This window comes from Ruegeria sp. BC2 (genome assembly GCF_056539245.1).
The window spans coordinates 26,026-48,314 of the sequence record NZ_JBQFUQ010000005.1 but is presented as its reverse complement, the minus strand read 5'-3'; the positions used below and the strand labels follow the sequence as shown (position 1 = coordinate 48,314).

At 61.4% G+C, this 22,289-nt stretch carries 25 protein-coding genes; 15 read left to right on the top strand and 10 right to left on the bottom strand.

Annotated elements, in window-relative coordinates:
- Positions 1 to 19: 19 nt before the first annotated feature.
- On the bottom strand, positions 20 to 907 hold the full coding sequence (locus ACR0CU_RS17255; RefSeq protein WP_170439823.1) for an AEC family transporter: 888 nt from the start codon (positions 905 to 907) through the stop codon (positions 20 to 22).
- Positions 908 to 1,125: 218 nt separating this feature from the next.
- On the opposite strand from ACR0CU_RS17255, the gene ACR0CU_RS17250 reads away from it, so the two are divergent.
- Positions 1,126 to 1,935 (top strand): division plane positioning ATPase MipZ, encoded by an 810-nt coding sequence (locus ACR0CU_RS17250; RefSeq protein ID WP_093965175.1) that lies wholly within the window; start codon positions 1,126 to 1,128, stop codon positions 1,933 to 1,935.
- Here ACR0CU_RS17250 and ACR0CU_RS17245 read toward each other — a convergent pair.
- Together ACR0CU_RS17245 and ACR0CU_RS17240 are read right to left on the bottom strand one after the other, a co-directional pair.
- Positions 1,932 to 3,164, bottom strand: coding sequence for an adenylate/guanylate cyclase domain-containing protein (locus tag ACR0CU_RS17245; RefSeq protein ID WP_170448834.1), 1,233 nt, complete (start codon positions 3,162 to 3,164; stop codon positions 1,932 to 1,934). The genes ACR0CU_RS17250 and ACR0CU_RS17245 overlap by 4 nt on opposite strands.
- 59 nt (positions 3,165 to 3,223) lie before the next feature.
- Complete coding sequence (locus ACR0CU_RS17240; RefSeq protein WP_093965172.1) at positions 3,224 to 3,676, bottom strand: MarR family winged helix-turn-helix transcriptional regulator; 453 nt, start codon at positions 3,674 to 3,676, stop codon at positions 3,224 to 3,226.
- Positions 3,677 to 3,732: 56 nt separating this feature from the next.
- On the opposite strand from ACR0CU_RS17240, the gene hmgA reads away from it, so the two are divergent.
- The 7 genes from hmgA to ACR0CU_RS17205 all read left to right on the top strand — a co-directional run bounded on the left by hmgA (position 3,733) and on the right by ACR0CU_RS17205 (position 10,356).
- Positions 3,733 to 5,088, top strand: coding sequence for a homogentisate 1,2-dioxygenase (gene hmgA, locus ACR0CU_RS17235; RefSeq protein WP_170448832.1), 1,356 nt, complete (start codon positions 3,733 to 3,735; stop codon positions 5,086 to 5,088).
- A gap of 41 nt (positions 5,089 to 5,129) precedes the next feature.
- Positions 5,130 to 6,386, top strand: coding sequence for a fumarylacetoacetase (fahA, locus tag ACR0CU_RS17230; protein ID WP_170448830.1), 1,257 nt, complete (start codon positions 5,130 to 5,132; stop codon positions 6,384 to 6,386).
- 10 nt (positions 6,387 to 6,396) lie between these two features.
- Positions 6,397 to 7,347 carry an MBL fold metallo-hydrolase gene (locus ACR0CU_RS17225; protein WP_170343371.1) on the top strand — a complete coding sequence of 317 codons (951 nt, stop codon included), beginning with the start codon at positions 6,397 to 6,399 and terminating at the stop codon, positions 7,345 to 7,347.
- A gap of 134 nt (positions 7,348 to 7,481) precedes the next feature.
- A complete protein-coding gene (locus ACR0CU_RS17220; RefSeq protein ID WP_170442057.1) occupies positions 7,482 to 9,092 on the top strand; it encodes an FAD-dependent oxidoreductase in 1,611 nt (536 codons plus the stop codon).
- A 5-nt stretch (positions 9,093 to 9,097) separates the two neighbouring features.
- On the top strand, positions 9,098 to 9,289 hold the full coding sequence (locus ACR0CU_RS17215) for a DUF2783 domain-containing protein (RefSeq protein WP_170448828.1): 192 nt from the start codon (positions 9,098 to 9,100) through the stop codon (positions 9,287 to 9,289).
- Positions 9,286 to 9,924: a maleylacetoacetate isomerase gene (gene maiA, locus ACR0CU_RS17210; protein ID WP_170448826.1), complete on the top strand. Its 639-nt coding sequence runs from the start codon at positions 9,286 to 9,288 to the stop codon at positions 9,922 to 9,924. Before ACR0CU_RS17215 ends, maiA begins: the two co-directional genes overlap by 4 nt.
- Positions 9,925 to 10,014: 90 nt before the next feature.
- Positions 10,015 to 10,356: a DOPA 4,5-dioxygenase family protein gene (locus ACR0CU_RS17205; protein WP_170343368.1), complete on the top strand. Its 342-nt coding sequence runs from the start codon at positions 10,015 to 10,017 to the stop codon at positions 10,354 to 10,356.
- On the opposite strand, the gene ACR0CU_RS17200 is transcribed toward ACR0CU_RS17205, so the two are convergent.
- On the bottom strand, positions 10,353 to 11,981 hold the full coding sequence (locus ACR0CU_RS17200; protein WP_480643518.1) for an acyl-CoA synthetase: 1,629 nt from the start codon (positions 11,979 to 11,981) through the stop codon (positions 10,353 to 10,355). The two genes, ACR0CU_RS17205 and ACR0CU_RS17200, sit on opposite strands and share 4 nt — an antisense overlap.
- A gap of 222 nt (positions 11,982 to 12,203) precedes the next feature.
- Here ACR0CU_RS17200 and ACR0CU_RS17195 point away from each other — a divergent pair, with 222 nt between their 5' ends.
- A complete protein-coding gene (locus ACR0CU_RS17195; RefSeq protein ID WP_170448822.1) occupies positions 12,204 to 13,595 on the top strand; it encodes an aminotransferase family protein in 1,392 nt (463 codons plus the stop codon).
- Positions 13,596 to 13,715: 120 nt separating this feature from the next.
- On the opposite strand, the gene ACR0CU_RS17190 is transcribed toward ACR0CU_RS17195, so the two are convergent.
- Positions 13,716 to 14,492, bottom strand: a complete 777-nt coding sequence (locus ACR0CU_RS17190) for a methyltransferase domain-containing protein (RefSeq protein WP_170448820.1) — start codon at positions 14,490 to 14,492, stop codon at positions 13,716 to 13,718.
- A gap of 170 nt (positions 14,493 to 14,662) precedes the next feature.
- Here ACR0CU_RS17190 and ACR0CU_RS17185 point away from each other — a divergent pair, with 170 nt between their 5' ends.
- Positions 14,663 to 14,842, top strand: coding sequence for a hypothetical protein (locus ACR0CU_RS17185; protein WP_170448817.1), 180 nt, complete (start codon positions 14,663 to 14,665; stop codon positions 14,840 to 14,842).
- A 129-nt stretch (positions 14,843 to 14,971) separates the two neighbouring features.
- Positions 14,972 to 15,742 (top strand): SGNH/GDSL hydrolase family protein, encoded by a 771-nt coding sequence (locus tag ACR0CU_RS17180; protein WP_170448815.1) that lies wholly within the window; start codon positions 14,972 to 14,974, stop codon positions 15,740 to 15,742.
- Between the two features lie 55 nt (positions 15,743 to 15,797).
- Here the strand turns inward: ACR0CU_RS17180 and rplT are convergent, their stop codons facing one another.
- The 4 genes from rplT to ACR0CU_RS17160 all read right to left on the bottom strand — a co-directional run bounded on the left by rplT (position 15,798) and on the right by ACR0CU_RS17160 (position 18,565).
- Positions 15,798 to 16,163, bottom strand: a complete 366-nt coding sequence (gene rplT / locus ACR0CU_RS17175; protein ID WP_170344760.1) for a 50S ribosomal protein L20 — start codon at positions 16,161 to 16,163, stop codon at positions 15,798 to 15,800.
- A gap of 14 nt (positions 16,164 to 16,177) precedes the next feature.
- Positions 16,178 to 16,378, bottom strand: coding sequence for a 50S ribosomal protein L35 (gene rpmI, locus ACR0CU_RS17170; RefSeq protein WP_039523697.1), 201 nt, complete (start codon positions 16,376 to 16,378; stop codon positions 16,178 to 16,180).
- Between the two features lie 181 nt (positions 16,379 to 16,559).
- The gene (locus tag ACR0CU_RS17165; RefSeq protein ID WP_170343362.1) at positions 16,560 to 18,113 is read right to left on the bottom strand and encodes an alanine/glycine:cation symporter family protein; all 1,554 of its coding nucleotides are present in this window, start codon (positions 18,111 to 18,113) and stop codon (positions 16,560 to 16,562) included.
- 14 nt (positions 18,114 to 18,127) lie between these two features.
- The gene (locus ACR0CU_RS17160) at positions 18,128 to 18,565 is read right to left on the bottom strand and encodes a universal stress protein (RefSeq protein WP_170372650.1); all 438 of its coding nucleotides are present in this window, start codon (positions 18,563 to 18,565) and stop codon (positions 18,128 to 18,130) included.
- Between the two features lie 189 nt (positions 18,566 to 18,754).
- On the opposite strand from ACR0CU_RS17160, the gene ACR0CU_RS17155 reads away from it, so the two are divergent.
- Positions 18,755 to 19,240: an Lrp/AsnC family transcriptional regulator gene (locus tag ACR0CU_RS17155; RefSeq protein ID WP_093965149.1), complete on the top strand. Its 486-nt coding sequence runs from the start codon at positions 18,755 to 18,757 to the stop codon at positions 19,238 to 19,240.
- A gap of 2 nt (positions 19,241 to 19,242) precedes the next feature.
- Here ACR0CU_RS17155 and pyk read toward each other — a convergent pair whose 3' ends face one another.
- On the bottom strand, positions 19,243 to 20,688 hold the full coding sequence (pyk, locus tag ACR0CU_RS17150; protein WP_170448813.1) for a pyruvate kinase: 1,446 nt from the start codon (positions 20,686 to 20,688) through the stop codon (positions 19,243 to 19,245).
- Between the two features lie 117 nt (positions 20,689 to 20,805).
- On the opposite strand from pyk, the gene ACR0CU_RS17145 reads away from it, so the two are divergent.
- The 3 genes from ACR0CU_RS17145 (at position 20,806) to ACR0CU_RS17135 (ending at position 22,256) form a co-directional block, all read left to right on the top strand.
- The gene (locus ACR0CU_RS17145; RefSeq protein ID WP_170370097.1) at positions 20,806 to 21,543 is read left to right on the top strand and encodes an N-formylglutamate amidohydrolase; all 738 of its coding nucleotides are present in this window, start codon (positions 20,806 to 20,808) and stop codon (positions 21,541 to 21,543) included.
- Between the two features lie 86 nt (positions 21,544 to 21,629).
- On the top strand, positions 21,630 to 21,869 hold the full coding sequence (locus tag ACR0CU_RS17140; RefSeq protein WP_005981131.1) for a DUF6868 family protein: 240 nt from the start codon (positions 21,630 to 21,632) through the stop codon (positions 21,867 to 21,869).
- A 72-nt stretch (positions 21,870 to 21,941) separates the two neighbouring features.
- Entirely contained in the window at positions 21,942 to 22,256 is a 315-nt protein-coding gene (locus tag ACR0CU_RS17135) for a DUF1244 domain-containing protein (protein ID WP_170448811.1), read from the top strand.
- Positions 22,257 to 22,289 lie beyond the last annotated feature (33 nt).

The window sequence follows — 22,289 nt, the reverse complement described above, 5'->3', positions numbered from 1 at the left end:
GGTTCCTGGTTGGGCAAAGTCAGATCCAGTAGGCCAAGGCGAGCGGCAGCACAAGGATCGTCGTCAGGGTTGAGACCATAATGTACCCGGCCACTTCCGGGCCATATTCCGGAACATGCTGGTCGATGAACAGGTATGTCGCAACCGAAGACGGCATCAGGCAGCACAGGATCAACGCTCCGCGTTCGACCCCGGTAAAGCCGAACAGCCAAACAAGCGTGGTGGCGATCCCGACGGCCAGAACGAGGTGCAGACCTGTCAGAACGACTGCCCGGCCAAGGCTGCCCGTCCGAAGCGTGGCCAGCGTGTGACCAAGTGTCAGCAACATCAGCGGGATCGACAGCCCCCCCAGGATGTCAAAGGATTTGGCGATCGGTTGCGGCAGGGCAGAACCCGTAGCCATCAGCGTCAGCGCGATGGCAACCGCATAGATGATCGGAGATGTTGCAAGCTTCCGGGCCGAGAACTCTCCGGCCGGGATCCACATGCCTACCGTGAAAATGCTCACCAACACCACGACGACAAAAGCCATCGTATAGGCCATGCCCGCATCGCCCAGTGCCAGCAAAGTGACCGGCAATCCGATATTGCCCACATTGCCATGCATCAGCGGGGTCAGAAACGCCCGCACCGGCCAGCGCAACAGCCGCAATGCCAAAAACCCGAGCACGCCGAATGCCGCAATGGCGAGGGCAGCAGCAGCCATCATGTCCAGAAACGTGGCAATCTGGATCTTGGTGGCGGACAAATGAGAGATGATCAGTGTCGGATATCCCACCTTCGAGACAATCCCGCCGATCACCTTGTTGTCGAACGGTGCGCGCGCGACCGCCAGCCCGTACCCCACACCGGCACAGATCAACACCGGCAGAACGATGTTCAATACGTTCAGGAATACGTGCTCCAAGCCGGGTCCTTGCGTCCAAGTCAGTTTGCAGACTGTGGCGGCGCACGCCCCATTTGGCAACAACCAAGCGTCAAGCTGCGGGTATCGCGAAAAAAACCAATTTAGACACTGATATTGTCCCGCAGACCCTACAGGACCGCTTTTCTTCGCGGATCACACAACATATAGTGGGTTCAAACAACGTGTAGGCAAACACGGCGCGACTTGGGAATACAGGTATGGCACATATCATCGTTGTGGGGAACGAAAAGGGCGGCGCAGGCAAGTCGACGGTTTCCATGCATGTTGCAACCGCGCTTGCGCGTTTGGGCAACAAGGTCAGCACCCTGGATCTGGACCTGCGGCAGCGCAGCCTGGGCCGCTACTTCGAGAACCGCCGCAATTTCCTTTCCACGGAAAAGCTGGAGCTGCCCAGCCCGCGTCACCATGACCTGCCCGAGATCGACGCTAGCAAGCTCAAACCCGGCGAGAACATCTATGACCACCGCCTGTCGGCCGCCGTGGCCGAGTTGGAGAGCGACAGCGATTTCATCCTGATCGACTGCCCCGGCTCGCATACAAGGCTCAGCCAGGTGGCTCATTCGCTGGCCGACACGCTGATCACGCCGCTGAACGACAGTTTCATCGATTTCGACCTGCTGGCGCGGATCGATTCCAAGGGCGAAAAGATCCTCGGTCCCTCGGTCTATTCCGAGATGGTCTGGAACGCGCGGCAATTGCGGGCGCAGGCCGGGCTGAAACCGATCGATTGGGTGGTGGTGCGCAACCGCGTGGGCACCCAGCGCATGGTCAACAAGGAAAAGATGCAGCGCGCCATCGAGATGCTGTCGCAGCGCATCGGCTTCCGCGTTGCATCGGGCTTTTCCGAGCGTGTGATCTTTCGCGAACTGTTCCCGCGCGGGCTGACGCTGCTGGACCTTAAGGATATCGGGGTGAAACAGCTCAACATTTCGAACATCGCTGCTCGTCAGGAGTTGCGCGACATGATGCGTGAACTGAACCTGCCCGGGGTCGAGATCGACTTCTAAGCCGTCGGCGCGTAGATCGTAAACAGCTCTTTGGGTTCGGGCACGCCGCGCAGCATGTAGCGCCCGACCGAGATCAGTTCCTGTTCGCAGGGCTGAGCGGCGCGGGCCACGTCATCCGAGATCAAGATACGCCGGTCCAGCGACCGGTGCATGCCTGCAATACGCGCAGCCTGGTTCACCGCCGGACCGATCACGGTGAAATCCAGCCGGCTTTCAGCACCGATATTGCCGTACAGGATTTCGCCCGAATGCAGAGCAAGGGTGAAATTGGCGACCGGCAGGCCGGCAGCGGCCCGTTCCGCGTTGAGCTCGGCCATACGCGTCTGCAGAACACCGACGGCGGCCAGCGCGGCGCGGGCGTCCTCGTCGATCTCGCCCACGTCGAACATGGCCATCAAACCGTCGCCCATGAATTTCAGGATATTGCCGCCACAACCCTGCACGACCTCGACCGCCACGGCCAGATAGTCGTTCAGCATGGCAATGATGTCCGACCCGGGAAGCCGTTCGGCCAGGCCGGTAAAGCCCTCGAGGTCGAAATTCCAGATCACGGCGTCGATCTGCTGCAACGATCCGCGACGGATTTCCCCCGACAACACGCGCCGACCCGCATCCCGTCCAAGATAAACGCGCAGCAGATCCTGCGCCATTTTCCGGTTCGAGGCCGATTTCAAGGCCAGACCCAGATGCGGCAGAGCATATCGGATCAGATCCAGGTGAATGTCGTCGAACCCCTCGGCATGGTCCGTCGTCCACGACATCAGCACCCCCTCGGGCATCTGGTCCAGAGCGATCCGGTTTTCGGGCTCGACCTTCTGCAGAACCAGACCGGATGCGAAGTAATCGGTGGCACCTTTCTGGTGCAGCTCGTTCAGAAACGGAAATCGGCTGGGTTCGTTCTGGTCTTTCAACCTTTCACGCAGCTCCTTCGCGCCGGACTGCAGCATCGCGTAAAGCGGGCTGGACACCCACTGATCAGGCAATTCCTCGCGATGTTCGTAATTCTCGACGCTGCCCCCTTCGTCCCGGTACCAGTTGAAGCCGGTGCCGCCGTAAGTGGGGTGATAGGCGCTCTGGGCGGCGTGAAACCGCATCAGGGGAACGCCTGCATCCACAAGCCGCAGGCAATAGCCTTCGAGTATTTCCGACTGTTCGGCCCCTTCCAGCCCCCGGTCCAGCAACCATCCAATCAGATCATCGGCGCGGGATTTGGGGTCGGTGGATGGCATCTTGGGGCTCCGTCTGGTCTGCACCCCACTTGGGGGCTGCGGGGCCAGATTACCAGAGGTCAGTCCATCCCGGCCAGCCGCCGCAGCATCATCCTCAACAGCGCCGCCTCGCCCGTCGTGAACATGCCCGCCAGCCGGGCGTCATAGTCGCGGGCGATGTCGCGCAATTCGCGGTACACCGTCAGACCGGCGGGGGTCAGGGTCAGCCGCTCCATCCGGCGGTCATTTTCGTCGCGGGTGCGCCGTAGGTATCGGCGCTGTTCCAGCTTGTGCACCGCGCGGCTGATCTTGGTCTTGTGCATCTTGGCACGTTCCCCGATCTGCTTGGCGGTCATCTCTCCGTAATTGCCCAGGTGGAACAGCACGCGCCATTCGGTGCGCAGCATCCCATAGCGGTTCTTGTAGACCTTCTGAAAATCCAACGAGCTTTCCTCGGCCGCCTGGTTGAGCAGGAAGGGCAGGAAATTTCGCAGGTCGAAGTCATCTTTTTCGGCGGAATCTGGCTGTGTCATGGTTGTTAGTTACAAAATCAACTATTATCCGACAAGCAGCAAACGGAGGAACCCCGATGAATCGTCCGACTGACCCGCACGCTCTGACCCAAGCCAGCACGCCCGTTGGCACCCACGCAGGCTATATGCCCGGCTTTGGCAATGACTTCGAAACCGAGGCGCTGCCCGGCGCTCTGCCGCAGGGCATGAACAGCCCGCAGAAGTGCAACTATGGCCTTTACGGCGAACAGCTCAGCGGCACCGCCTTCACCGCCAACCCGCCCGAGCGCACCTGGTGCTATCGCATCCGGCCGTCGGTCAAGCATTCCCACCGCTATGAAAAGATCGACCTGCCCTATTGGAAAAGCGCCCCGAATGTCGATCCAGACGTGATCAGCCTGGGCCAGTACCGCTGGGACGCGGTGCCTCATTCCGACCAGCCGCTGACCTGGCTGACCGGCATGCGCACCATGACCACCGCTGGCGACGTGAACACCCAGGTCGGCATGGCCAGCCACATCTATCTGGTCACTGAATCGATGGTCGACGACTATTTCTTCTCGGCCGATTCCGAGCTGCTGGTGGTGCCGCAGGAAGGCCGCCTGCGCTTTGCGACCGAGCTGGGCATCATCGACCTGGAACCCAAGGAAATCGCCATCATCCCACGCGGCCTGGTTTACCGTGTCGAGGTGCTGGAAGGCCCGTGCCGCGGCTTCGTCTGCGAGAACTACGGCCAGAAATTCGAACTGCCGGGCCGCGGCCCGATCGGCGCCAATTGCATGGCCAACCCGCGTGACTTCAAGGCGCCTGTCGCGGCGTTCGAAGATCGCGAGGTGGCCTCGACCGTGACGATCAAGTGGTGCGGCCAGTTCCACACCACCAAGATCGGCCACAGCCCGCTGGACGTGGTGGCCTGGCATGGCAACTACGCGCCCTACAAATACGACCTGCGCACCTACTGCCCGGTCGGGGCCATCCTGTTCGACCACCCCGATCCGTCGATCTTTACCGTGCTGACCGCGCCTTCGGGCGTGCCGGGCACGGCGAATATCGATTTCGTCCTATTCCGCGAACGCTGGATGGTGATGGAGGACACGTTCCGCCCGCCGTGGTACCACAAGAACATCATGTCCGAGCTGATGGGCAATATCTACGGCCAGTATGACGCCAAGCCGCATGGCTTTGTGCCGGGCGGCATGAGCCTGCACAACATGATGATCCCGCATGGCCCCGACAAGGAAGCCTTTGAAAAGGCATCCAACGCCAATCTGGGGCCGGACAAGTTGGACAACACCATGTCCTTCATGTTCGAGACCCGCTTCCCGCAGCACCTGACCGCCTTTGCCGCGAACGAGGCGCCGCTGCAGGATGACTACATCGATTGCTGGACGGATCTGGAAAAGAAATTCGACGGCACGCCCGGCAAGAAATGACACCGGTGGCCCACGGCCACCGCACCGCACAAGGAAACGCAATGCCTTTGATGAAATCCTGGGTGGCCTCGGCCAATGACGCGAACCACCCGTTTCCGCTGAACAACCTGCCTTATGGCGTCTTTTCGACCGAGGGCACCGAGCCGCGCTGCGGCGTGGCGATCGGGGACATGATCCTTGACGTGTCCGCCGCCGAGGCCGAAGGGCTGATCACGCTGGGCGACGAGCCGCTGTTCGACCTGCCCTTCTGGAACCCGCTGATGGAACAGGGACCGGCGGTCTGGGCCGCGCTGCGCGACCGGCTGACCGCCATGCTGGCGAAAGGGTCGAAAGAACAGGACAAGGTCGAACCGCTGCTGGTTCCGCAGACCAAGGCCCAGCTGCACATGCCCTTTGCCGTCAGCGAATACACCGATTTCTACGCGGGCAGGCACCACGCCACCAACGTCGGCACCATGTTCCGTGGCCCGGAAAACGCGCTGCCGCCCAACTGGCTGCACATCCCCATTGGCTACAACGGACGGGCCTCGTCGGTGGTGGTTTCGGGCACCGATATCCGCCGCCCCTGGGGGCAATTGAAATCGCCTGACCATGACCGACCCGCCTTCCTGCCCAGCCGCCGCTTCGACATCGAGCTGGAGATGGGCGCCATCGTCGGCACCCCGTCCGACGGCCCGATCACCGTGCAGGAGGCCGACGACCATATCTTTGGCTATGTCCTGCTGAACGACTGGTCGGCGCGCGACATCCAGGCCTGGGAATACCAGCCGCTGGGCCCGTTTCAGGCCAAGGCCACCGCCACCTCGATTTCGCCCTGGATCGTGACCAAGGCCGCGCTGGACCCGTTCCGCTGCGACACGCCCCCGCGTGAGGTCGAGCTGCTGGACCACCTCAAGGACTGCGGCCCGATGCTCTATGACGTCGAGCTTGAGGTGACGATGGCGCCCGAGGGCAAACCGGCGTCCACCATCGCCCGCACCAACTACAAGGAAATGTATTACTCCTCGGCGCAGCAACTGGCGCATCACACCACCTCGGGTTGCCCGATGAACGTGGGCGATCTGCTGGGTTCGGGCACGATCTCGGGGCCGACGAAGGACAGCCGCGGCTCGCTTCTGGAACTCAGCTGGGGCGGCAAGGAACCGATCACGCTGGACACCGGCGAAACCCGCAGCTTCATCGAAGACGGCGACACGCTGACCCTCAAGGGCGCCGCCCGGGGTGACGGCTACACGATCGGTTTCGGCGACTGCACCGGCACGGTACTGCCCGCGCTTGAAGACCCATACGCACGATAAGGAGCGCCACATGGCCAAGGCATTCGCGTCCCAGGGGGACATGACCGAAAAGAAGATCTCGTTCACCGAAGTGGGCGAAGGGCTCTATGCCTTCACCGCCGAGGGCGACCCGAACTCGGGCGTGATCATCGGCGATGACAGCGTGATGGTGGTCGAGGCCCAGGCCACGCCGCGCCTGGCGCAGAAGGTGATCGACTGCATCCGGTCCGTTACCGACAAGCCGATCACCCATGTGGCGCTGACCCATTACCACGCGGTCCGCGTGCTGGGCGCCAGCGCCTTCGGCGCGCAGCAGATCGTCATGTCGGACATGGCCCGCGCCATGGTCGTCGAACGCGGGAAAGAGGACTGGGACAGCGAGTTCCAGCGCTTCCCGCGCCTGTTCGAAGGGCATGAGAGCATCCCCGGCCTGACCTGGCCCACCACCACTTTCAACGACACGATGACGATCTATCTGGGCAACCGCCGGGTCGATCTGATGCATCTGGGTCGGGCACATACCGCCGGTGACATCGTGATCCACGTGCCCGACCAGAACGTGATGTTCACCGGCGACATCGTCGAATATCACTCGGCCTGCTATTGCGGCGACGGGCATTTCAGCGACTGGGGCGACACGCTGGATCAGATCCAGTGGTTCGACGTGGACGCCATCGCGCCGGGGCGCGGCGATGCGCTTGTCGGCAAGGAAATGGTGAACGCCGCCATCGAGAACACCCGGGATTTCGTCGAAAGCACCTATCGCCCGGCGGCCAAGGTGGCGGCACGCGGCGGCAGCCTGAAAGAGGCCTGGGACGCGGTGCGTGCGGAGTGCGATCCGAAATTCTCGGACTACGCCATCTATGAACACTGTCTGCCCTTCAACGTGGCCCGCGCCTATGACGAGGCGCGCGGCATCGACACCCCGCGCATCTGGACCGCCCAGCGCGATCTGGAGATGTGGGAGGCCCTGCAAGGCTGAGAAATGGCCCGGCGACTTGATCCAGATCGTGTTGCCGGCCTGAAAACGATGCAACCATGGAGGAGAGCCATCGGCGCCCCGCGCCGGTGGGCAGGGAATGTGCGCCCGGCGCACAGAACTTGGGGAGAGAGCCCATGAACAAGATTTTTGAACAGCCGCTCTATGCCTATGCCCGCAGCCCCGATCAGGATGCCCCCGCCCCGGTGCGGCATCAGGTGATCGTGATCGGCGCAGGGCCGGTCGGGCTGGCCGCCGCCATCGACCTGGCCCAGCAGGGCGTCGAGGTGGTGGTGCTGGACGACAACGACAAGGTCAGTTTCGGCAGCCGCGCCATCTGTTTCGCCCAGCGCACGCTGGAAATCGCCGACCGGCTGGGATGTGCCCGGCCGATGGTGGACAAGGGCGTGCTGTGGAACACCGGCAAAGTGTTTTTTGACGACCGCAAGGTCTATGAATTCAACCTGCAACCCGATGAGGGCTATGCACATCCGGCCTTCATCAACCTTCAGCAATACTACTTTGAGCAGTTCATGGTCGAACGGGTCCGCGCGTTGCAGGCCCAGGGCGCGCCGATCGAGATCCGTGGCCGCAACAAGGTCGAGGCGATCGGCACCCATGACGACCACGTCAAGCTCGAGGTGGAAACGCCAGAGGGGTCGTACACCGTCGAGGCCGACTGGCTGATCGCCTGCGACGGGGCCAATTCGCCCACCCGCCGGATGCTGGGGCTGGATTTCGTGGGCCGGGTGTTCGAGGACAACTTCCTGATCGCCGACGTGATCATGGAGGCCGATTTCCCGTCCGAGCGCTGGTTCTGGTTCGACCCACCCTTCAACCGCGGACAGTCTGCCCTGCTACATAAACAGCCCGACAATGTCTGGCGCATCGACCTGCAACTGGGCTGGGATATCGACAAGGAACGGGAAAAGCGCCCCGAAAACGTGATCCCACGCCTCAAGGCGATGCTGGGCGAGGATGTCCAGTTCGAGCTGGAATGGGTCAGCATCTATACCTTCCAGTGCCGCCGGATGGAGAAATTCCGCCACGGCCGCGTCCTGTTTGCCGGCGACAGCGCCCATCAGGTCAGCCCCTTCGGCGCGCGCGGGGCCAATTCGGGCCTGCAGGACACCGACAACCTGTGTTGGAAGCTGAAGATGGTCCTGGACGGTACCGCGCCCGACAGCCTGCTGGACAGCTATGACGTCGAGCGCATCCATGGTGCGGACGAGAACATCCTGAACTCGACCCGCTCGACCGATTTCATCACGCCGAAATCGGAAATGTCACGCATCCTGCGTGACGCGGTTCTGGACCTGAGCGAACACTATGAGTTCGCCCGGCCGCTGGTGAATTCCGGCCGGCTGAGCGTGCCCTGCACCTATGACGGCTCGCCGCTGAATTCGGCGGATGCGCTGGATGGCCCGGCCGAAACGCGCCCCGGCTCGCCCTGCCCCGATGCTCCGCTGGGGGATGAATTCCTGTTGCCCAAGCTGGCGGGCAAGTTCACCCTGCTGACCATCGACGCCGACGCCCCGGAAACGATCGAGGAAGAGGGCGTGACGGTCGAGCGGCTGGCGCTGTCGGTCAAAGATGACCGGACGCTGGCGTTGAAGCGGCGGTATCTGGGTGACGCGGAAGGTGCGGTCTATCTGATCCGGCCCGACCAGCATGTGGCGGCGCGGCGCGACAGCTATGAAGACAACGCGTTCCGGCATGCGATCCGCCGGGCCATCGGCAAGGAGTAGGCACAATGGATGAACTGATCCTCACCCCGAATATCGACGGCGCGGATGATTTCTATGCCGATCTGCTGGCCGCGCACGACGGTCTGGACAAGGCCGAAAGCGACGCGCTGAATGCGCGGCTGGCACTGGTGCTGGCCAACCACATCGGCGACCGGACCATCCTTAAACAGGCGATCGACGCGGCCAAAGCCCGATGAGCGACGTCGTCCTGTATGACTATTGGCGATCCTCGGCCAGCTACCGGGTGCGCATCGCGCTGAACTTGGCCGGGATCGCCTATCGCGCGCAGACCGTCGATCTGGTCAAGGGCGAGCAGACCGCGCCCGCGCATCTGGCGCGCAACCCGCAGGGCTTTGTGCCAGTGCTCGAGATCGACGGCGTGCAACTGACCCAGTCGCTGGCCATTCTGGACTATCTCGACCGGACGCGGGGCCTGAACCTGCTGCCGGACGCCCCGGTTGCCCGGGCCAGGGCCCAGGCGCTGGCCCATGCCATCGCGGTGGATCTGCACCCGGTCTGCAACCTGAAGGTCGCCCGGCACGCCACGCAGTTGAGCGGCGGACGGGGCGACATGCCCGGCGACTGGATGCGCCACTTCATCCGCCCCGGTCTGCTGGCCTTCGAGGCAATGCTGGAAAGGTTCGAGCAAGCCCCCTATTGCACGGGATCGGCGCCCGGTTTGGCCGATCTGTGCCTGATCCCACAGATGTACAACGCCCGGCGCTGGCAGGTCGATCTGTCGGACATGCCGCGCATTCTGGCGGTCGAGGCGGCCTGCGCCGACCACCCTGCCTTTGCAGCGGCCCACCCGGACGCCCACGCGCCGGTCTGAGCCGCGCACAGGGTCTGTGTGCCGATGCGTCTGTGCACCGGCGCCGATCGGGCCTAGCCTTGTGCCGGAAATCACCGCACGAGGCCCCCGATGCCACAGATCACCGGCTATCACGCCCATGTCTATTTCGACGCCGAAACGCAGGAGACCGCCCGCCGTGTCTGCGAAGAGGCTGCACGCCTGTTCCCCGTCGAGATGGGCCACATGCACAGCCGCAATGTCGGCCCCCACCCGCGCTGGAGTTGCCAGTTGAGTTTTGCCGCAGATGCCTTCGACAAGGTGATTCCATGGCTGATGCTCAACCGGCAGGGGCTGACCGTGTTCACCCATCCTGAAACCGGCCAGCACCTGCCCGACCACCGCGACCGGGCGATCTGGATGGGCGAGATGCTGGACTTGGACCTGTCGATCTTTGACCGGCTGGGCGCCTAGCCCAATGCCCGCGCCTGTTCCCTGAGCTTGAATTTCTGGATCTTGCCCGTCGATGTCTTGGGCAGCGGCCCGAACACCACCGTCTTGGGCGCCTTGAAGTGAGCCATGTGGTCGCGGCAGAACGCGATCAGATCGGACTTGGTCGCTTCGGCGCCCGGCTTCAGCTCGACAAAGGCGCAGGGCGTCTCGCCCCATTTCTCGTCCGGTTTGGCGACCACGGCGGCCTCCATCACGGCGGGGTGCTTGTAGAGGATATCCTCGACCTCGACCGACGAGATGTTCTCGCCCCCCGAGATGATGATGTCCTTTGACCGATCCTTCAGCGCGACATAGCCGTCGGGATGCATCACCCCCAGATCGCCCGAGGCGAACCAGCCGCCGCGGAACGCTTTCTGCGTGGCCTCGGGGTTCTTGAGATACCCTTTCATCACGATGTTGCCCTGCATGAAGATCTCGCCCATGGTCTCGCCATCGGCCGGCACCGGCTCGAGCGTTTCGGGATCAGCCACCATCAGCCCCGACAGGGCAACGTATTTCACCCCCTGCCGCACTTTGAGCGCGGCGCGTTCCTCGGCGGGCTTGTCGTTCCATTCGTCCTTCCACGCGCACACGACCGACGGCCCATAGGTTTCGGTCAGGCCGTAAACGTGAGTGACGTCGATGCCCATCGCCTCCATCTTTTCGATCACGGCGGCAGGCGGCGGGGCACCGGCGGTCATCACCTTGATCTCGTGATCGAAGTCCTTGAGGTGATCGGGCGCGTTGGCCAGCATGTTCAGCACGATGGGGGCGCCGCAGAAATGGGTCACGCGCTCGTTCCGGAAGGCGCGGTAGATCGGCTCGTCCCGCACCGCGCGCAGGCAGACCGACGTACCCGCGTTCGCGGCCATGGTCCAGGGGAAACACCAGCCGTTGCAGTGGAACATCGGCAGCGTCCACAGATAGACCGAATGCTGCGGCATGCCCCATGTCAGGATGTTCGACGTGGCGTTCAGCGCCGCGCCACGGTGGTGATAGACCACCCCCTTGGGATTGCCCGTGGTGCCCGAGGTATAGTTCAGCGTGATCGCGTCCCATTCATCGGCGGGCAGAGACCAGTCGAATTCCGGGTCGCCCTCGGCCAGCAGGTCGACATAGGTCAGCGCGCCGAGCTTCTCGCCACCGTCGAAACTCGGGTCCTCGATGTCGATCACCAGAATGTCGTGATCCACCTGCTCCAGCGCCTGCTTCACCACGCCCGAGAATTCGGGATCGACCAGCAGCACCTTGGATTCGGCGTGGTTCAGGATGAAGGCGATGATTGGCGCGTCCAGCCTTGTGTTGATGGTGTTCAACACCGCGCCTGCCATGGGCACGCCGAAATGCGCCTCGTACATTTCGGGGATGTTGGCGGCGACGATCGACACCGTATCGCCCGTGCCCACTCCACACGCAGCCAAAGCGCTGGCCAACCGGCGGCAGCGCGCATAGGTCTGCGCCCAGCTATGGCGCCGGTCGCCATAGACCACGGCCGGATAGTCAGGGTAAACGGCCGCCGTCCGCTCGATATAACTAAGCGGGGACAGGGCCGTGAAATTGGCCAGGCCTTTGTCCAGATCGCGCTGATAAATGCTGTGGGTCGCCATCCGCCTCTCCTCCCCAATTCGTCGGATTTTTCGTATTGAGCACAAAGGTTGCCGCAAAACAAACCCGTAAAAATACGCGAGGTGAATATACTGGAGCTACGCGATCGGGTAATCTGGCCCTACTGCGTACCGGGCTTTCGGGCTGATCTGCGGTATCTGGTTCATCCGCGCCCGCCGGGCATTGTGATTCCCGCGCGTCGCGTCTTACTGAAAGGACATGTCATGGACGGCACGTTCAACGAAAACGATCTTTCCCGCGTGGTCGAGGCCGACCGCGCCCATATCTGGCACCACTTGATCCAGCACAAGCCGTTTGAGACGAACGATCCGCGCATCATCGTCGAAGGCAAGGGCATGCGCGTCTGGGATCAAAAGGGCAAGGAACACCTGGATGCCGTCTCGGGCGGCGTATGGACGGTGAACGTGGGCTATGGCCGCGAATCCATCTGCAAGGCCGTCTACGACCAGCTGATGAAGCTGTGCTATTTTGCGAACTCGGCGGGCTCGATCCCCGGGGCGCTGTTTGCCGAAAAGCTGATCGAGAAGATGCCGGGCATGAGCCGGGTCTACTACACCAACTCGGGGAGCGAGGCGAACGAGAAAGCTTTCAAGATGGTCCGCCAGATCGCCCACAAGAAATACGGCGGCAAGAAGACCAAGATCCTGTATCGCGACCGCGATTATCACGGCTCGACCCTGGCGGCGATGTCGGCGGGCGGTCAGGATGAGCGCAACGCGCAATACGGCCCCTTTGCGCCGGATTTCGTGCGCGTTCCGCACTGCATGGAATACCGCAAGCACGAACTGGACGGCTCGCCCGACGAGAACTTTGGCGAATGGGCCGCCGATCAGATCGAAGCGGTGATCCTGCGCGAAGGTCCCGACACCGTAGGCGCGCTGTGCCTTGAGCCGGTGACCGCCGGCGGCGGCGTGATCGAAGCGCCTGAAGGCTACTGGCAGCGCGTGCAGGAGATCTGCAAAAAGTACGACATCCTGCTACATATCGACGAGGTCGTCTGCGGCGTTGGCCGCACGGGTACCTGGTTCGGGTACCAGCAATACGGCGTGAAACCCGATTTCGTGACCATGGCCAAAGGCGTGGCCTCGGGGTATGCCGCGATTGCCTGCATGGTGACCACCGAGGAAGTCTTTGACATGTTCAAAGACGATGCCGCGGACCCGATGAACTATTTCCGCGACATCTCGACCTTTGGCGGCTGCACCGCCGGGCCGGCGGCGGCGATCGAGAACATGCGCATCATCGAAGACGAGAACCTGCTGGGCAATTGCGCAGCGATGGGGGATCGCATGATGGGCAACCTGCAGGCACTGATGGACAAGCACAAGGTCATCGGCGACGTGCGCGGCAAGGGCCTGTTCCTGGGGGCCGAACTGGTCGCGGATCGCGCGTCCAAAGAACCGGTGGACGAAAAGCTGGCCCAAGCGGTCGTGGCTGATTGCATGGCGCAAGGGGTAATCATCGGCGTGACCAACCGTTCGGTCCCCGGGCGTAACAACACGCTGTGCTTCTCGCCCGCTTTGATCGCCACGGCGGACGACATCGACCAAATCACCGATGCGGTTGATGGCGCACTGGGGCGTGTGTTCGGGTAAACCCAGCGCGGGACAAAAGACCAAGTGAAACCGGCGTTCTTCGCGCCGGTTTCTTTTTTGAGCCCTATTCGCTCAGGCAATAGCCTTTGTTTGAGTCAATCAGCGCATCCAGACCAAAGTCTAGGATTTGCGCCCGCTGATGACAAAATGGGTTAGCGAAAAGAAAAACCGGCCCTTCGCGGCCAACGATCTCTGCTCATCCACCCATTCCTTGGCTTCCTGATCCGGAACGAGCTTGTTGGACTCGGCGAACCTTTTCATCAGGGTGATCATCATATTGGCCAGCCCATCTGGCCGGAGTTCGTTATCGCAAATCGTGATCGGCGCGACGCTTTCCACTGTGAAACCCTGGTCTCTCAAAATCGGCGGCAGTAGAGCGGGCACGTCTCTCCCGACAAAGTGCTTGTCCCAGGCCTTTATCATCCGATGCATTCTCGCCGGATCGTTGCTGTACCAAACCAGGCTGTCGAAATGGATGTCGCCCACGACAAGCAGACCAGCCGTCCTGAGACAGCGATGGGCCTCCGCCACCGCGGCGGCAATGTCGTCTAAATACTCGTAAACCTGAACCGACACCGCCTTGTCGAGTGACGCATCCTCGACCGGAAGTTGGCCTGCCTCACCCTCCATGATCTGGACCCAGTCATATTCGTGGCAGCGGTTTTTGGCGGAACTCCGCATCGCCTCACTTGGATCGATCCCCAAAACACGCCCGGTCGGACCAACCGCCCGCGCCAGTTCTGCTGTCAAAAGACCGTTGCCGCATCCAACGTCCGCAATGGTATCACCCGGGGCTGGTCGCAACGCGTCAAAAGACCCTCGCCGCCGCCGGGTGACATCGGCACCTTGATACACGCTATCGAGTAGACGCGTTGTTGCTGCATCAAATTCAAGCATGGCACTCGCAAAACCAGTGTTGGTCAATTCAGCATGCGCAAGCCTAGCGGTTTTTGGTCTGATTGTCTGCCTTCGCAAAAAGGCGGCACTCAGGCATCAAAAAAGCCGCACCTAGTGGGGCGGCTTTTCTTTCACTGTTTAGCGAATAGGGATCAGGAGGCCAGAGGGGCATGCACCCCAGCGACGACACCACACGCTTTGTTCTGGCCGAAGCGAGGATTTCATGGGAAACCGTGTCGTCGGGAGTATTCAACGGGGTCTTCCTGGATGATGTAATCATGGTGACTTATGCCGGACCCGGAAATGGCGTGGCGTTTGCGGCGCAATTGATGAAGAAGGGCCCCAAATAGCACCCCCAGCAATCAACGGATTGACCAGTAGGTTTCGTCGTCGATCTTTTCTGCTATTGGGTACTAAGCAACTTAACTACATCGCCGCATGAAACTGCAACAAACATGTAATTTGTCCCAAGGCCTGCCATGTCTGCCCTATTGTGCATCGGGGATTCACACACTCGTCTCATCGGCTCAAAGCCTGAAAACTCCCGTTTTAAGTATGGCCGCCTTTGTCCCGCCGAAGTACCCGGTTTCAGGGCGACCCACCTATTGAGCATAAAAGGCGCTACCGCTGCTGGATTTCGACAAAAGGATCATCAAAACTCGCCTTTTGCGAAAGCAACCAAAGCAATAAAGCGCCTGAACCCAGATTTTTTGGTTTTTGGGTTCGGGCAAGTTGACGCTGAACTAAGCTGTTACTTCGTTGCCCTGCGCGATTCTATTAATTTGGAAAGCGCTCTTGAGACGCGGATTGCCAAATTGGGTTCCTATCTTGACGCCTGCAAAGATGTCGCGGATGGTCGGCCGTTTTTAATAAAAGGACTGAACACTTCGACACTGCACGAAACGGCAGCCTTGCACCGAATGGTCGCCAGAAACCTTCATCAGGAACTCGGCCTTATGCAACGGCAGGTGGTGCGGGCCCTGCGTCTGCGTAAGATCACAACCGACGTTCACCGTCAGCTCAACACTCAGCTTACCACGGCTCTGAGCGACGCAGCTCAGGCAAGAAACTTCCCATACGTCGACTTACGTGAGACAACTGGTCTGAAGGAACGTCCCGGGCTGTCAAAACCATCGTTTTGCGCAGGAGGGACTGATATCCATCTAAGGCTGGCCCCTGAAGTTGAAAGCGGATTCGCACAGGCTATTGCCAATAAGGCCAAAGAACTGTTGGGAACGCGCCTTTCGTAACACAAAAGCCGCCCCGAACGGGACGGCCTTTCTTTCACTGTCTCTCGAAAGAGTATCAGGCGGTCAGAGCGGCCTGTGCCTTGGCGACGATCGCGCCGAACGCTTCCGGTTCGTGCACGGCCAGGTCGGCCAGAACTTTGCGGTCCACTTCGATACCGGCCAGGTTCAGGCCGTTGATGAAGCGGGAATAGGTCAGAGCTTCGTCATGCGAACGAACAGCGGCGTTGATGCGCTGGATCCACAGGGCGCGGAAGTTGCGCTTGCGGTTCTTGCGGTCGCGGGTTGCGTACTGGTTGGCCTTGTCGACGGCCTGACGGGCAACCTTGAAGGTGTTCTTGCGGCGGCCATAGTAACCTTTGGCGGCCTTGATGACCTTCTTGTGACGGGCGTGAGTTACGGTTCCACCTTTAACGCGGGACATATCGGTATCTCCTCTTAGCGGTCGTAGGGCATGTAGCCCTTGACGATCTTGGCGTCGGGGGCGGACAGGGTGGTGGTGCCACGGGCGTCGCGGATGAACTTCTTGGTCCGCTTGATCATGCCGTGCCGCTTGCCGGCCTGAGCCGACATGACCTTACCGGTCGCGGTCACCTTGAAGCGCTTCTTGGCGCTCGATTTTGTCTTCATCTTGGGCATTTCCGTCTCCTTTCAGGGTTCGGTTCGAAACGCGACTCGGCATGCCACATCGGCCGGTCGCGCGATCAGATGCGCCGTTTACGCAAGTTCGGTCATGCTGGCAAGGGGTTTTTGACCTGTTCGGGTGCTTTTTGCACCGGGGTCGGGAACCGGGGCAGCAGGGCCGCCCCGGTTGGTGTCATCAGTCGGCAAACTTGCGGATTTCGCCGCTTTTCAGTCGCGCGCTGTACGAGGCCAGCTCCTGACGCACCACTTTCATCAGGAAGTAGAGCGCAAAGACGTTGACCACGGCCATGGCAAAGATCGCCGCGTCCGAGAAGTCGATGACCGGACCCAGGTTGGCCGCAGCCCCGATCACCACGAAGACGCAGAAGATCAGCTTGAACGCCAGCTCCTTGGTGTGGCCCTCGCCGAACAGATAGGTCCAGGCCTTGAGGCCATAGTAGGACCAGCTGATCATGGTCGAGAAGGCGAACAGGATCACCGCGATGGCCAGGATGTAGGGGAACCAGCTGAAGGCGCTGCCGAAGGCGGCCGAAGTCAGGCTGACGCCCGAGTTGCCATCCACGGTTGCGATCGCCGTGCCCGCTTCGTTCAGCACGTACAGGCCGGTTGCCGGGTCGATCACCAACTGCTGGGTGATGATGATCACCAGCGCGGTCATGGTGCAGATCACCACGGTGTCGATGAACGGCTCAAGCAGCGAAACAAAGCCCTCGGTGATCGGTTCCTTGGTGCGGACGGCCGAGTGTGCAATGGCCGCCGAGCCAACGCCTGCCTCGTTCGAGAAGGCGGCGCGCTTGAATCCCTGGATCAGAGCACCGACCATGCCGCCGGCGACACCCAGACCGGTGAAGGCACCAGCGAAGATCTGACCGAAGGCCCAGCCGATCATGTCGGCGTTCATGATGATGATGACCAGAGCAGTGGCGACATACAGGATGCCCATGAACGGCACGACCTTCTCGGTCACGCGGGCGATCGACTTCAGGCCGCCCACGATGACCATGAACACCACGGCCGCGAAGACCAGGCCGGTGATCCAACCGGGATAGTCACCGACAATACCCGCGATCTGCTGGTGCGCCTGGTTGGCCTGGAACATGTTGCCCCCGCCCAGCGCGCCAAGGATACAGAAGATCGAGAACAGGACCGCCAGGATCTTGCCGCCGGGCAGACCCAGCTCGGCAAAGCCCTTGGACATGTAGTACATCGGGCCGCCCGAAACGGTGCCGTCTTCGTACTCGTTGCGGTACTTCACACCCAGCGTACATTCGGTGAATTTCGACGCCATGCCCAGAAGGCCGGCGAGGATCATCCAGAAGGTCGCACCGGGTCCGCCGATGCCGACCGCCACCGCGACGCCCGCGATGTTGCCCAGGCCGACGGTACCGGACAGGGCCGTTGCCAGCGCCTGGAAGTGACTGACCTCGCCCGCATCGTTGGGGTCGGAATAGTCACCTTTGACCAGGCTGATCGCATGGCTGAAGAACCGCATCTGCACAAAGGCGAAATACAGCGTGAACACCGTCGCGGCCACGACCAGCCACATCACGATCCAGGGAAAGCTCGTCCCCGGAAAAGGTGCGAAGATGAAGCTGACGAAGGGGCCCGTCAGATTCGCGAAGGCCTGGTTGATCTTTTCATCCAGACCGGGGGCCTCCTGCGCAAATGCGGGGTTGGCCAGCAGGGCCGCGGCCGCACCGGACAGGCCCAGGGTTTTGATCGATTTCATGTCTGCTCCTCCCGTCAGTTCACGACTGTGACCGGAACGTCGGCGTGCATGACCAAATTCTGGGTCGAACTGCCGAAGATTCGCTTTTTGATGCCGTCAGCCGAGGATCGTCCCACGACGATCTGCGATCCGCCGTTTTCGACCGTGATCGCGTTCAGCGTTTCGGCCACATCGCCATGGCGGACAATACCGCGGGCGCTGAAGCCTGCGGCCTTCAGGGCCTCGACGGCGGGTTCCACCACGCGGTTGGTGGCAAGCGCGATCTCCTCCTCGCGCCGCTTGTGCCGCAAGGCGTTTTCCTCGGGAGTCTGGAAAGTATAGGGCGACCATTCGATGACATAGGCAACCAGCAGTTCACACGATCCAATCCGACTTGCCAGATCCTTGGCAAAGCCGACCGCGCGATCCCCGGTCTCTGTCCCGTCCAGTCCTATGACAATTTTCGTTGTCATCTCGTTCCTCCGTTTTTGTTGATTTGGCCGGGGCCCGTGCCCCCGGCAGGGCAGCCGGAACCTGGAACTCGTTTTACAAGACTGCCCTTCGGTCAAGTATCAGGAAAAATCACTAGGAAAAGGAGATTTTTTCGGTCTATTTTCAGGAAAATATGCCGCCAGACCTCAAAAACGCAGGGAAATTGCCTGATGGACAGGGATTTGGATAAGATCGATCAACGGATATTGGCCGAGCTTGAGGCCAATGGACGCCTGCCAATAGTCGAACTGGCGGCCCGAGTAAACCTGACCAACACGCCGTGTTCGGAGCGGGTGAAACGGCTGGAAAAGAGCGGGTACATCACCGGCTACAGCGCGGTGATCGACAAGGAGAGGCTGGGGCTGGGGCACTTGACGGTGGTGCAGGTTTCGCTGACGGCCACAGCCGAACACTCGCTGGACCGTTTCAACGAGGCCGTGCGACGGGTACCTGAAATCGAAACCTGCCTGATGGTCGCCGGATCATTCGACTACATGCTGACCGTGCGGACACGCGACATCGCGCATTTCCGAACGGTTTTGGGCGACAAGATCAACAAGCTTCCGGGGATACACCAGACAAGCTCTTTCACGGTGATGGAAACCGTAAAAGAACCTGTCGGCGCCAAAGCAAGACCCGGCGGACCGGGTGGCTGATCCTATTCGGGATCCGTCGAGTAGATCAGACGCTCGTCGCAGGGGGCGACGCGCAGGATGTTGGTCGAGCCTGGCACGTTGAACGGAACACCGGCGGTCACCACGATCTGATCCGAGGCGCCGGCAAATCCGCTGGCGCGCGCTGCGCGCGCCGCATTGACCACGGCGCTTTTGAACCGCTCGAGCTCGGGCGTCATCACGCAGTGACAGCCCCAGCTGAGGCACAGACGCCGCGCGGTGCCCCGCAGCGACGTCATGGCGATGATCGGGACACCGGGACGCTCGCGGGCGGTGAGCAGTGCGGTGGTACCGCTTTGGGTAAAGCAGCAGATCGCCTTGATGTCGGTCTTTTCGGCAATTTCACGGGCTGCGGCCACGATGCCGTCGGCAACGGTCGTTCCCTTGGTCTGGCGCGAGGCGTCGATGATCTGTTTGTAGGTTGGGTCGGCTTCGACCTCGATCGCGACCTTGTTCATGGTCTGAACGGCCTCGATCGGATACGAGCCCGCGGCCGACTCGGCGCTCAGCATGATGGCGTCGGTTCCCTCATAGATCGCGGTGGCGACGTCCGACACCTCGGCGCGGGTGGGCATCGGGCTTTCGATCATGCTTTCCAGCATCTGGGTGGCAACGATCACCGGCTTGGCGGCGGCGCGGCACTTGCGGACCAGTCGCTTTTGAATCGGAGGCACGGCCGAGACCGGGAGTTCGACCCCCAGATCGCCACGGGCGACCATGATGCCGTCCGATGCGTCGAGAATTTCGTCGAACGCCTCGACCGCGGCGGGTTTTTCGATCTTGGACAGGATGGCGGCGCGGCCGTCGGCCAGGACGCGCGCTTCGTACACGTCCTTGGCCCGCTGCACGAAGCTCAGCGCAAGCCAGTCGACACCCAACTGGCAAACGAACTCCAGATCGTCCCGGTCCTTCTCCGACAGGGCCGCCAGCGGCAGTACTACGTCGGGCACGTTCACACCCTTGCGGTTCGAGATGGTCCCGCCGATTTCAACTTTGCAATCCGCGAAATCGGGGCCGCATTTCTCAACCACAAGCCGGATCTTGCCGTCGTTGACCAGCAGATGCGCCCCCGCTTCCAACGCCTGAAAAATCTCGGGATGCGGCAGGCAGACCCGGCTGACATCGCCCGGAGTTTCATCCAGATCCAGGCGGAACGCGGCACCTTCGACCAGGTCTTCTGCATCATTCGCAAACACACCGACCCGCAGTTTCGGGCCCTGAAGGTCCGCCAGAATGGCGATCGGGCTGTCGAGGTCCTTTTCGATCTGACGAATGATCCGGTGGCGTTCACGGATTTCGTCGTGGCTGCCATGGCTCATGTTCAGGCGGAAAACATCGGCGCCGGCCTCGTGCAGAGCACGGATCATATCATAGTCGTTGGACGCCGGGCCCAGCGTCGCCACGATTTTCACATTTCTCAGGCGTCGCATCGATCTTGCTCTCCTTGATGGTCGAATGTTACCGCAAACAATGGTCGGTTTGCTTATTGCGCAATTCCCTTTCCGAGGCAACTGTCCTACACCTGCGGCAAACTAGATGACAGGCTCATGACATACACTCCGTTTTACGTGCACGGGGCGGATCGCCCGTCCCGCTGGCTGATCACGTGCGACCATGCCACCAACACCGTCCCGCCGCAGATCAACGGCGGCGACCTGGGCCTTCCGCGTGAGGACATGGAGCGCCACATCGCCTATGACGTGGGCGCCTACGAGGTGTCGAAACATCTGGGCGAGATCCTGAACGCGCCGGTGATCGCGGCCAATTTCTCGCGGCTGGTGATCGACCCGAACCGAGGCGAGGACGACCCGACCCTGTTGATGAAACTGTACGACGGGTCGATCATCCCGGCCAACCGCCACGCCGACGCCGCCGAGCGCGATCGGCGCCTGAACCTGTGCTATCGCCCCTATCACGAGGCGCTGGCCAAGATGGCCGCCCTGCCCCACGCCGTGATCGTGTCGATGCATTCCTTCACGCGCCAGTTGCGGGGCCGCCCGCCGCGCCCCTGGCATATAGGCATCCTGCACACCGCGGACGAACGGTTCTCGACCCCGCTGATCGACCGGCTGCGGACCGAGGAGGATCTGTGCGTCGGCGTCAACGAACCTTATACCGGCGTACTACCCGGGGATGCGATCGACCGGCACGCCACCGCTTTTGGCCGTCCCAATGCACTGATCGAGCTGCGCAACGACCTGATCGCCGATCATTCCGGGCAACGCGCCTGGGCCGAGCGGCTGGCGCCGATCCTGCAGGACGCGCTGGCCGCAAGCGGGCTGTAACGCTGGAAAATCCGCGACCAAACGACGCCTGTCCTCTTGCGCGGCGCGCGGGCGGCCCCCATTTTTCGGGGTGAAAGGAGGCCGTCATGACACCTGAAACCCTGACAGCCTTTTTCGGCTGGATGACCGTTTTGAACTTTGCGGTCCTGCTGCTGTCGACCCTGATGGTGGTGGCCCTGCAGGACCGCATCGCTGCCATTCACGGCCGCATGTTCCAGATGGAAAAGGCCGAGGTCAGAAAGGCCTATTTCAAGTATCTTGCGAACTACAAGATACTGACCCTGATCTTCTGCCTGATGCCCTGGATTGCCCTCAAGCTGGTCTGAACCGGCGCGCGTTGTGCAATGGCCTCGGGCTTGCTAGGTCTGGATCAAATCCCTTCAAACCGGAGCCCGACCATGGACCCCCAGACCGAGATCGAACTTCAGGCCGCCGCTTTCCGCCGTCTGCAGAAACACCTGATGCAGGACCGCACCGACGTTCAGAACATTGACATGATGAACCTCGCCGGGTTCTGCCGAAACTGCCTGGCACGGTGGTATCAGGAGGCCGCCAATGAAAAAGGCATCGAAATGGGCAAGGACGAAGCCCGCGAGATTTTCTATGGCATGACCATGGATGAGTGGAAATCCACATACCAGACCGCGGCCAGCCCCGAAAAACAGGCCGCCTTCAAGGTCGCGTTCGAAGAGAACGTGGGCAAAAAAGACTGACACCATAACGAAAGGGCCCGCCAGATCGGCGGG